This is a genomic window from Pseudokineococcus basanitobsidens, from assembly GCF_037482545.1.
Classification (GTDB): domain Bacteria; phylum Actinomycetota; class Actinomycetes; order Actinomycetales; family Quadrisphaeraceae; genus Pseudokineococcus; species Pseudokineococcus basanitobsidens.
In genome coordinates this window covers 1-9,545 of record NZ_JBBIAA010000040.1, presented here as the reverse complement: position 1 = coordinate 9,545, position 9,545 = coordinate 1, and the positions used below count along the sequence as shown (strand labels likewise).

The 9,545-nt window shown below is 71.9% G+C and carries 11 protein-coding genes; 6 read left to right on the top strand and 5 right to left on the bottom strand.

Annotated features, from left to right (window positions below; translation table 11 throughout):
• A partial coding sequence (locus tag WDZ17_RS16640) for an MFS transporter (RefSeq protein WP_339576301.1) occupies window positions 1–1,104 on the top strand: 1,104 nt, incomplete at its 5' end.
• Window positions 1,105–1,282: 178 nt separating this feature from the next.
• On the opposite strand, the gene WDZ17_RS16635 is transcribed toward WDZ17_RS16640, so the two are convergent.
• A complete protein-coding gene (locus WDZ17_RS16635) occupies window positions 1,283–1,741 on the bottom strand; it encodes a GNAT family N-acetyltransferase (RefSeq protein ID WP_339576300.1) in 459 nt (152 codons plus the stop codon).
• A 244-nt stretch (window positions 1,742–1,985) separates the two neighbouring features.
• On the opposite strand from WDZ17_RS16635, the gene WDZ17_RS16630 reads away from it, so the two are divergent.
• Window positions 1,986–2,363 (top strand): hypothetical protein, encoded by a 378-nt coding sequence (locus tag WDZ17_RS16630; protein WP_339576299.1) that lies wholly within the window; start codon window positions 1,986–1,988, stop codon window positions 2,361–2,363.
• 304 nt (window positions 2,364–2,667) lie between these two features.
• Here WDZ17_RS16630 and WDZ17_RS16625 read toward each other — a convergent pair whose 3' ends face one another.
• Window positions 2,668–2,790 (bottom strand): hypothetical protein, encoded by a 123-nt coding sequence (locus WDZ17_RS16625; protein ID WP_339576298.1) that lies wholly within the window; start codon window positions 2,788–2,790, stop codon window positions 2,668–2,670.
• 331 nt (window positions 2,791–3,121) lie between these two features.
• On the opposite strand from WDZ17_RS16625, the gene WDZ17_RS16620 reads away from it, so the two are divergent.
• Both WDZ17_RS16620 and dapA read left to right on the top strand, forming a co-directional pair.
• Complete coding sequence (locus tag WDZ17_RS16620; protein ID WP_339576297.1) at window positions 3,122–3,466, top strand: VOC family protein; 345 nt, start codon at window positions 3,122–3,124, stop codon at window positions 3,464–3,466.
• A gap of 48 nt (window positions 3,467–3,514) precedes the next feature.
• Entirely contained in the window at window positions 3,515–4,414 is a 900-nt protein-coding gene (gene dapA, locus WDZ17_RS16615; protein WP_339576296.1) for a 4-hydroxy-tetrahydrodipicolinate synthase, read from the top strand.
• Window positions 4,415–4,586: 172 nt separating this feature from the next.
• Here dapA and WDZ17_RS16610 read toward each other — a convergent pair whose 3' ends face one another.
• Window positions 4,587–5,939: a dihydrolipoyl dehydrogenase family protein gene (locus WDZ17_RS16610; RefSeq protein ID WP_339576295.1), complete on the bottom strand. Its 1,353-nt coding sequence runs from the start codon at window positions 5,937–5,939 to the stop codon at window positions 4,587–4,589.
• Window positions 5,940–5,987: 48 nt separating this feature from the next.
• The gene (locus WDZ17_RS16605; RefSeq protein WP_339576294.1) at window positions 5,988–6,287 is read right to left on the bottom strand and encodes a thioredoxin family protein; all 300 of its coding nucleotides are present in this window, start codon (window positions 6,285–6,287) and stop codon (window positions 5,988–5,990) included.
• Window positions 6,288–6,341: 54 nt separating this feature from the next.
• Here WDZ17_RS16605 and WDZ17_RS16600 point away from each other — a divergent pair, with 54 nt between their 5' ends.
• The gene (locus tag WDZ17_RS16600) at window positions 6,342–6,788 is read left to right on the top strand and encodes a heavy metal-responsive transcriptional regulator (protein WP_339576293.1); all 447 of its coding nucleotides are present in this window, start codon (window positions 6,342–6,344) and stop codon (window positions 6,786–6,788) included.
• Window positions 6,789–7,226: 438 nt separating this feature from the next.
• Here WDZ17_RS16600 and WDZ17_RS16595 read toward each other — a convergent pair whose 3' ends face one another.
• Window positions 7,227–7,640, bottom strand: a complete 414-nt coding sequence (locus WDZ17_RS16595) for a hypothetical protein (protein WP_339576292.1) — start codon at window positions 7,638–7,640, stop codon at window positions 7,227–7,229.
• Between the two features lie 270 nt (window positions 7,641–7,910).
• On the opposite strand from WDZ17_RS16595, the gene WDZ17_RS16590 reads away from it, so the two are divergent.
• The gene (locus tag WDZ17_RS16590; RefSeq protein ID WP_339576291.1) at window positions 7,911–9,332 is read left to right on the top strand and encodes an IS1380 family transposase; all 1,422 of its coding nucleotides are present in this window, start codon (window positions 7,911–7,913) and stop codon (window positions 9,330–9,332) included.
• The last annotated feature ends 213 nt before the right edge of the window (window positions 9,333–9,545 follow it).

The window sequence follows — 9,545 nt, the reverse complement described above, 5'->3', positions numbered from 1 at the left end:
CCCCCCCCCCCCCGGGCCGCCCTGGTCGGCGACGCCGCCCGCACCGTCGTGATGCTCGCCGTCGCCGCCCTGCTGCTGCTCGAGCAGCCGTCCGCCGCCGTGCTCATCGCCCTGGCCGTCGTCTTCGGCGTCGTCGACGCCGTCTTCATCCCCGCCGTCGGCGCGATGCCCGTCGTGCTCGTGGCTCCGGACGAGCTGTCCCGGGTCACCGCGATGCGCCAGGTCGTCCACCGGGCGACCGCCGTCGCCGGCGCCCCGCTGGCCGGGTGGCTCATCGCCACCACCAACCTGTCGGTCGTCTACCTCGTCTGCGCCGGGCTCTTCGCCGTCTCCGTCGCCGCACTGACCGCCACCCGCACCCGCTCACGCACGTCCCCGACCACCACTGGCTCGGCCGCGACCGGCGAGGACGCCGGACAGCACGAGCGGCCCACGGGGGGCGAGCCCGAGGCAGCGACCCGGACCGGCGGCCGGCCCTCCGCACGGGACCTGCTCGACGACGTCACCGCCGGCCTGCGCTACGTCCGCGGCCACCACCTCCTGCTCCCCCTGCTCGTCCTGACCGCCGTCGCCGAGCTCGGCTTCGCCGGCGCCATCAACGTCGGCCTGCCGCTGCTGGCCGACGCCTCCGGCTGGGGCCCCCAGGGCGTCGGCTGGACCCTGGGCGCCTGGGGCGCCGCCGCCGCCCTCGCCTCGGTGGTCCTGACCCTCACCGGCTCACCCCGGCGCGCCGGTCTCGTCGGCGTCTGCTGCCTACCGGTCATGGGCTTGGCCCTCGCCGGCATCGCCCTCGCCCCGGACCTGGCCACCGCCGTCGGGGCCGCCGCCTTCCTCGGCCTCGGCTCAGGGGTCATCGCCCCCGTCTTCGGCGGCCTCACCCTCGCCGCCGCCGACCCCGACCAGGTCGGACGCGTCATGTCCGTGGCCAGCCTCGCCAGCCTCGGCGGCGCCCCCCCGACCTACGCCGCCACCGGAGTCCTCGTCGACCTCACCACCCCGGCGACGCCCTTCCTCCTCGGCGGCGCCTTCGTCACCGCCACCGGCCTCGCCGCACTCGGCTCGCGCCCCATCCGCACCGCCCGGCGCGACGCCACCACGACCTGACCACCCCAGCCCGGGCAACCACGTGTCGAAGTCGATTGTTGAACGGACACAGGCGTGCTCGCTCCCGTCATCCCGCCGGGCCCGGCGACACGGGCTGACGAGGGCGACGGGGAAGACGCCAGCGCGACCGGCCCGTGCGCGGGGAGGTGGCTCATCGAGGACGCCTCGGCGTCAGCGATCAGACGTCGAAGCGGTGCGGGACAGTGTCAGTGCCCTCTCGGTACGGCTCGAAGCCCATGGCCGAGTAGTAGGCCAGGGCAGGCGCGTTGTCGACGCCGATGCTGGCGTCGATGTGCCTCAACCCGGCGGCCTCCGCCGCTGCCAGAGACGCGGCGAACAGGCGGCGCCCCAGTCCGCTACGACCGACGTCGGGGCGGATGTGCGTGCCGATGATCCCCCAGCCCTCCGGTACGTCATAGGGGTTCCCGGGCCACGCCCGCTTAAGCGACTGGAAGCCGACGACCCGCCCCTCCTGCTCGACGACGGTGCACGCGACCCTGTAGTCCGGGTCGAGGTAGCGCTCATGGATCACCGCGGCGTCGACCGGGCTCGCCCGCAGGCCCGCGCGGTAGATCGCGTTCTGCACCTCTGCCATGTCTTCCGCATCAGCAGCTCGTGCGGGTCGAATCTCGGTCACGTGTCCATCGTGCTGCACGACCCCTCGGAGTCCGGGGCCGCCTGCCAGCACGTCCGTAACGCCCGAGCAGGGCGCACCTCCGGCCCCTCCCCCGCCATCCCGCAGCGGATCCTCATGCGGCGCAGGACTCGGCCGTGGAGGCGGTGATCCGGCCGCGCCGGCGACGCCGGACTCGTCGACACCGGATAGGTGTTCTGACCGGCGACGCAGGACAGCAGCGCCGCTGAGGCGCGAGGATCCGGCCGTGGCCAAGCAGTTGCCGTTGACCCGCGCTCAGCGGCGGTCCCGACGCGGGGAGCCCGCGGCCGAGGGCGTCTACGGCGTGGACACCGAAGACGCCGGCGCGTCGAGCTGGACCGGCCGCTACCTGATGTGGGCCCGCTCCCCAGAGCACGCTGCCGAGCGGATCCGGGACGCCGGCTTCCACCGCCGGCGCACCGAGGCGTCATGGGACCCGAGGCATCTCCCACCGCAGGAGCTGCCCGACGAGCTCCACGGCGAGACCACCGCGTGGTTCCGCAGCCGCCTGGACGACGACGGCTGGACTTCGTGGCAGGCGCTGCCTTCGAACTACCGCCACCCTCCCCAGGGCCTCGCTGCCGTCGATCCGACGGTCCGATGACTCCCGAGCCGGAGCAGCCGAGGGCGCGCCACGCCCGCTGAGGCCGCCGGAGGAAGGCGACGTCCTCGACAACGCACCCGAGCATCCCGCGGACGATCGCTGGCCGGACAGCGTCCCGCTGTCGATCGCTGGCCGGACAGCGTCCCGCCGTCGATCGCTGGCCGGACAGCGTCCCGCTGTCGATCGCTGGCCGGACAGCGTCCCGCCGTCGATCGCTGGCCGGACAGCGTCCCGCTGTCGATCGCTGGCCGGACAGCGTCCCGCTGTCGATCGACTACCGGCACGCTTCCGGACAAGACCCCCGCTAAGGCCGGCGCAGGACCAGCGATACGACGGCGACCAGGACCAGCGCCCCGACCACGGCCAAGAGGTAGGAGAGCAGACCTCCTCCGGACAGCAGCTGGTCCAGGACGCCATGGAGGACCACGGCCCCTACCCCGCCGACTGCCCCGCCGATGACTCCGCTTCCCGTGGGGCTGTCCCACCACGCCCCCGCGGTCGAAGGCTGAGCCTGCTGGTCATGTCTCGCCGCCATCTCGACCACCGTACGCACCGACGCGGCCGTCGTCGGGAGCGCCGTCGAGCGGTCGCCGTCATCGGGCTGCCTGCCCCGCACCGGACACGATCGCTGGCCGGACAGCGTTCCGCTATCGATCGGCTGCCGGGAGGTCGAGGGACGGCGGCGCGGCGGCCGCGCGGTCAGGGTCGACGGGCCCGGAGCATCCCTTGCGTCGGCGCTCCGCTCTAGCCTTTCGTGGATGCGGGCGCGGGTGGAGCAGCTGGTGATCAACGCACGTGACCCACGGGCCCTGGTGCGCTTCTGGGCTCAGATCCTCGGGGGCGAGCCGGTCGACCGGGCCCGCGGCTGGTCCCACGTAGAGGTTCCCGGCTCGTTGCGAATGGCCTTCCAGCCGGACCCCGACGTGAAGGGCGGGAGGAACCGCCTGCACCCGGACCTCGAGGTGGACGACATCGAGGTCGCCGTCGCCCGGGCGGTCGGGCTGGGGGCTGTTCGCGTCGGCGAGGTCGTCACCGATGAGGCCGGCTCCTTCCAGGTGATGCAGGACCCCGAGGGCAACGAGTTCTGCCTCGTGCACGACTGATCAGCCAGCGCACCGACGACGAGCACACCCGTCGATACCGTCGCGGGCATGCCCTTGAGCGAGACCGCACGCCCCTTCGGCGCCCTGCTGACCGCGATGGTCACCCCGATGACGACCGACGGCGACGTCGACCTCGAGGCCGCCGCCGCACTGGCCGCGTACCTGGTCGAGCACGGGCACGACGGTCTCGTCGTCAACGGCACCACCGGTGAGTCGCCCACCACCACCGACGCGGAGAAGGCCGACCTCGTCCGGGCGGTCGTCGACGCGGTCGACGGCCGCGCGGCGGTCCTCGCCGGCGCCGGGTCGCCCGACACCCGCCACGCCGTCGCCCTGGCCCAGCAGGCCGCCGACGCCGGCGCCACCGGCCTGCTGGCGGTGACGCCGTACTACTCCCGACCTTCCCAGGACGGCGTCGTCGCCCACCTGACCGCAACAGCAGACGCCACCGACCTTCCAGTGATGCTCTACGACGTCCCGCCCCGCACCGGCCTACGGCTAAGCGTGGACTCCTACGCCCGCTTGGCGGAGCACCCGCACGTCGTCGCGGTCAAGGACGCCACCGGTGACGTCGCCACCGCCACCCGCCTGATCCCCAGCACGGGGCTGGCCTGGTACTCCGGCGACGAGGCACTGCTGCTGCCCTTCCTCGCCGTCGGCGCCGTCGGGCTGGTCAGCATGGCCGGACACCTCGCCGGAGACGACCTCGCCGAGGTCATCGCCCTCGTCGACGCCGGCGACCTGCCAGCCGCCCGCGATGCCTTCGCTCAGCTGCTGCCTGTCGTCGACCTGGTCTGCGGCTCCGGCAACGGAGCCCTGCGCTCGAAGCTGGCCCTGGCGCTGCTCGGGCGGATCCCCTCCCCCGCGATGCGGCTCCCCCAAGCGGCTGCCGGCGAGGCCGAGGTCGCCTACGTCCGCGCGGCGCTGGTCGCCGCAGGACTCAGTTAACCGGCGGCTCCGCTGCCCGTCCCGCAGCCGATCGTCATCCGGAACGCAGCGAGGCCTAGGGGCAACGTGGCCCGCTAGTGCGAGGCCAACCGCCTAGGCACGGGGTGTGCCACCGTGGCGCCATGGGCATCAGCTGGTGGCGCTCGACGATGATCGGTGAGCTGGAGATCCCCTAGAGCATCGAGGCAAGGTCGGACCCAACCGTGGGGTAGGCGGCTGTGGCGGACTTGAGCTGGCGTGTGGTGAGGCCGAGCTTGATGGCCAGGCCGAGTGTGTTGATCAGTTCGCCGTACTTGGGACCGAGGAGGTGGGCGCCGACGATCTGGTCGTTCGACTGGTCGATGAGGATTTTGGCGGCTGCGGTGTTCTCGCCGATGCGGTAGTTGGAGTACCAGCCGCTGGTGTCGGAGTAGCGGACGGCGAGGTCGATACCGTGCTCGCGGGCTTCGGACTCGAGCATGCCGACACGGGCAAGCTCGGGGATGGTGAAGACCGCGGTGGGGATGCCGCTGTAGTCCGGGGCCGTGGTCGTCCCTTTGATCATGTTGGAGGCGGCGACCTTGGCTTCGGCGACGGCGACCGGGGTCAGCGGCATCCCGTCGGTGTCGGCTGAGTCACCGGCGGCCCAGACGGCAGGGTTGGACGTGCTCTGCAGGTGAGCGGCGACCTGGATGCCTCGTTGGCCCCATCCGACGCCGGCGGCGTCCAAGTCGAGGTCGGCGAGTTCCGCGACGCGACCCGCGCCATGGACCACGACGTCGGTTTCGATCGTCTCTTGAGCGCCAGCGTGCTCGAGGGTGACCTGGTAGCCACCGTCGGCGGGGGTCACGTCGACGATCGTGGTGGTGCGGCGCAGCTGGACGCCGACCTGTCGGCCGCGGTCGACCAGGAGCTCGACGAGGTCTGGGTCGAAGTTCTTCAGCGGGCGTTCGCCGCGGTCGACGATGACGGGCGAGCTGCCGGCGCGGGCTGCGATGTGCGCGAACTCGAAGGAGATGAAGCCGCCTCCGACGAACAAGATTCGGGAAGGCAGCTCCTCGAGGTTCAGGAAGCGGGTGCTGTCGATCAGGTGCTCGTGGCCCGCGAAGTTCAGGGGCCGGGGTCGTGCGCCGGTTGCGACGAGGAAGCGTTCGACGTCGTAGGGAACTCCGTCGATCTCCAGCCGGCGGGGGCCGGTGAACCTCGCGCGGCCGTGCAGGGTGGTGACCCCGCTGTCACGCAGCCCGTCCGCCATGCTCGTGGGGACGGGGTCGGTAAAGCCGTGCTTGTGCGCCATCAGGTCCGGCCAGTTGATCGACAGGCCCGCGTCGTCGATGCCCTTGCCGCGCATCAGGCGCGCACTGTCGATGACCTCGGCGCCCCGCCGCAGGATCTTCTTCGGATCGCAGCCCCGCAACGCGCAGGTACCCCCGTAGGGGAGCGCGTCGACGATGGCCACCTGCCACCCCTGGGCTGCGCACTTGTGCGCGGCCGCAACACCAGCCATGCCGGCGCCGATGACGATCAGATCGAGGTGCTGACTCATGAGCGACGCTCCCTGCTGCTGCACTGGGCGCTGATGTCGGCGATCCGGTTACGCATCAGCGAACACCGCATGCAGCTGATCGAGTGTGGGTGTGCCCTGGTACCCGTCAGGGCTGGCGTACCTGCGACACGACAGGCCGACCTTGGCGTCGGGCGTAGCGAAGAGGTCCACGCCGTCGACCTGGATGCTGGGCGAGCCGTGGGACCGGGTCCGCTCTGCTTCCTCCGGGGTGTCGACCAGGTAGCGGCTCACGAGGACGTCCGGACGCTCGGCGACGAGCGCCGTTAGTCGTTCCTCAGTGACTTTCCAGTTCGGGCAGTCCTCGAAGTACAGCAGCGCGACGTCCATACCGTGAGGGTGCACCTTCAACCGCAGTACAAGGTCAAGTCGTAGGGTCGCCTCATGCGCATCGGAGAGGCCGCAGCCGCGGCTGGCGTGTCGACGCAGACGATCCGCTTCTACGAGCGCCGGGGTCTGTTGCCTCAGCCGCAGAGGGGCGTCAATGGGTACCGGGAGTACGACGCCTCGGTCCTCGCGCGGCTAGCCTTCATCCGTAGCGGGCAGGCGGCCGGACTGACCCTGGTTGAGCTCTCCAACATTCTCGAACTGCGTCGCGACGGCACCGTCCCGTGCGCGCACGTCGACTCCCTGCTCCGCTCGAAGTTGGACGGCATCCGGGCCCGGCGACGGGAACTCGCCGTGCTCGAGGCGGAGCTCGAAGGTCTCATCAGCCGCAGTGACGGACTCGACCCTGCCGACTGCACCGAGACCGATATCTGTCACGTCATCGTGCCGGGCGGCGGGACTCGCGCACGAGCAGGTGGCACCTGCCCTCGTCGCGTCCGGTAGTCGACCCTCAACCGGCGACGGTGCAGGTCGCAGGGGCGGCGAGGCGCGGCCTCGCGGCGACATCGCCAGCAGACCCGTCCGCATGGAAATCCCGCGCAGGTGCGTCATACGGGACGCCCCCAACGCCGCCGCCAGCGGTGCTGGCCACTCCCCCGCCGCGACGGACGCCTCGCCTCGAGGTTGGGGCGGAGCCCGGCCGAGGATCGCGACAGGATCGTGAGACGCCGGCGCTGACACGGCCGTGAAACGTCGCAGGTCAGCCCACGGCGCCTACGACAACTTCAGCGAGCTCCTACACGCGCTGTAGGGATCCCAGATTCGTGTCGGCGTCCCACTTCCGTGTCGGTCGCGTGTCGGTACGTCCCAGATTCGTGTCGGTGGAGTCGTCGCGGGAGGGCGGAATCGGGTCTGCCCGTGAGCTGCTCAGCCGCAGGTGGGTCAGGCGGTGCGGTGCTCGGATGGGGCGCTGCGCCACATCGCTGGCGCAGCGGCGAGGGCGCCGAGGGCCAGGCACGTGATGACCGCCTGGCCGATCCGCCCCGTAGTGATGCCGGCGGTGGGGTCGTAGGTGTAATTGGCCAGGGCGTCGGCGGTGGCGTCGGTGACCAGGACCGCCACCGTCAGGACGACCCCGGCGCGGTGGCGTCGTTCGAGCAGGAGCGCGGCGAGCGGGTCCAGCACGGTCAGCGAGACGAAGTAGGTGCTGAGCCAGGTGGGCAGCCCCGGATACGGATTGCCGCCGCTGGTCAGCAGCTGCACCAGGTGGACGACGGTGCCGCAGGTGAGGGCCACGACGAGGAGCAGCACCACGGCGCGCAGCGGTGCGGGCTGCCCACGCCAGCGGCTGATCACCGATTCAGCGTGTCAGCAGAGGATCGTCGAGTGGGACAGACCCGCACCCGCAGGGCCACCGCTCAAGGCGACTGAAGTGTAATCACTTTGGTGGACACGGAAAGGCTATGCCGCGAGGCCGACGATCTGGTTGATGTCCCGGTAGCCTAGCCCGGGGCTTTCACGCCGGAAGCCGGTGACCGGCGCGTAGAACAGAGGAAGGTGCCCCTGACCTGCGACGATGCGACTTGCTGAGGGTCGTGACGCCGCAGGAAGAGGAGCACCTTCCAGGTGAAGAAGAGTACGGGGTCCTACCCGTCGTTGTCGGTCGACGCTGCGGGCACGGGGGTGGCCTCGCACGCGGGGCTGCTGCTGGCGGTCGAGACGGTCCGGGCGGTGGGCCTGGACGGTGAGCTGTCCGGTGCGCTGGGCCCGTGGCGCAAGCCGTTGGCGGTGCACGATCCCGCCAAGGTCGTCACCGATCTGGCGGTGTCGCTGGTCGGGGGTGGGGACTGCCTGGCCGACGTGGCGATGCTGCGGGCCGAGCCGGCCCTGTTCGGCCTGGTGGCCTCCGACCCGACGGTCTCCCGGACGATCGACGCCCTGGCCGCCGACGCCCCGAGGGCCCTCGCGGCGATCAACTCTGCCCGCGCGGCGGTCCGGGCCCGGGCGTGGGCCGCCGCGGGCGAGCACGCCCCCGACCACGGCGCCTCGGCCGCCCGCCCGGTGGTCGTCGACGTGGACGCCACCCTCGTCACGGCGCACAGCGAGAAGGAGCAGGCCGCGCCGACGTTCAAGCGCGGGTACGGCTTCCACCCGCTGTGCGCCTTCGTCGACCACGGCCCGACCGGGACCGGAGAGCCCCTGGCGGTGCTCCTGCGCCGCGGGAACGCCGGGTCGAACACCGCCGCCGACCACATCACCGTCATCGAGGAGTCGTTGCGCCAGCTGCCCGGTCACCGCCCCGGGCGCCGTCCCGGCAAGGGCGTGCTGGTGCGCGTCGACGGGGCGGGCGGCACCCACGAGCTCCTCGCGTGGCTGGCCCGCCGCCGGCTGGCCTACTCGGTGGGGTTCTCGTTGCCGCACAACACCGCCGACCTGCTGCAGGTCATCCCCGAGCAGGCGTGGTCACCGGCCCTGGACGCCGACGGCGCCATCCGGAAGAACGCGTTCGTCGCCGAGCTCACCGACCTGCTCGACCTCACCTCCTGGCCGGCCGGGATGCGGGTGATCGTGCGGACCGAGCGCCCGCACTTCGGCGCACAGCTGCGGATCACCGACGTGAACGGCAACCGGGTCACCGCCTTCGCGACCAACACCCCCGCGGGTGGGCCCGGCACCCAGCTGGCCGACCTCGAGGTCCGCCACCGCCGCCGCGCCCGCTGCGAAGACCGGATCCGCACCGCGAAGGACACCGGCCTGCGGAACCTGCCGTTGCACGACTTCGCCCAGAACCAGGTCTGGTGCGCGGTGGTGGCCCTCGCCACCGAGATCACCGCCTGGACCCAGATGCTCGCCCTGACCGGCCACGCCGCCCGACGGTGGGAACCCAAGCGGCTACGGCTACGACTGCTGTCCGTGGCCGGCAAGGTCACCCGGACCGGGCGGGCCACCACCGTGCATCTGGCCGCCACCGCGCCCTGGGTCCAGATCCTGCTCGACGCCCTGACCCGGCTACGCCGGCTGCACGGCCCCGCCCCTGCGCCCGGCTGAGCACCAGCCCATCCGTCCCGACCCCCAGGACCAGCAGCACCCGGGAGTGGAACCCGGCGCCCACCCCGAGCCGATCGGGCCCGTTGTCGTACCCCGGAGTCAGAATCAGCCCCCACGACGGCCAGACCCGCCGGCCAGCACGCACCCAGCAAGATCACGAAAGATCGAGGCTAGGTCGTACTCCCGGGGTGTCAAGTACCCGAGGGTGGAGTG

Bases quoted from the DNA above. Each gene is read 5' to 3' on its own strand.
- WDZ17_RS16600 (WP_339576293.1), top strand. From the start codon at position 6,342: ATGCGCATCGGAGAGGCCGCAGCCGCGGCTGGCGTGTCGACGCAGACG.
- WDZ17_RS16620 (WP_339576297.1), top strand. From the start codon at position 3,122: ATGCGGGCGCGGGTGGAGCAGCTGGTGATCAACGCACGTGACCCACGG.
- dapA (WP_339576296.1), top strand. From the start codon at position 3,515: ATGCCCTTGAGCGAGACCGCACGCCCCTTCGGCGCCCTGCTGACCGCG.
- WDZ17_RS16610 (WP_339576295.1), bottom strand. From the start codon at position 5,939: ATGAGTCAGCACCTCGATCTGATCGTCATCGGCGCCGGCATGGCTGGT.
- WDZ17_RS16605 (WP_339576294.1), bottom strand. From the start codon at position 6,287: ATGGACGTCGCGCTGCTGTACTTCGAGGACTGCCCGAACTGGAAAGTC.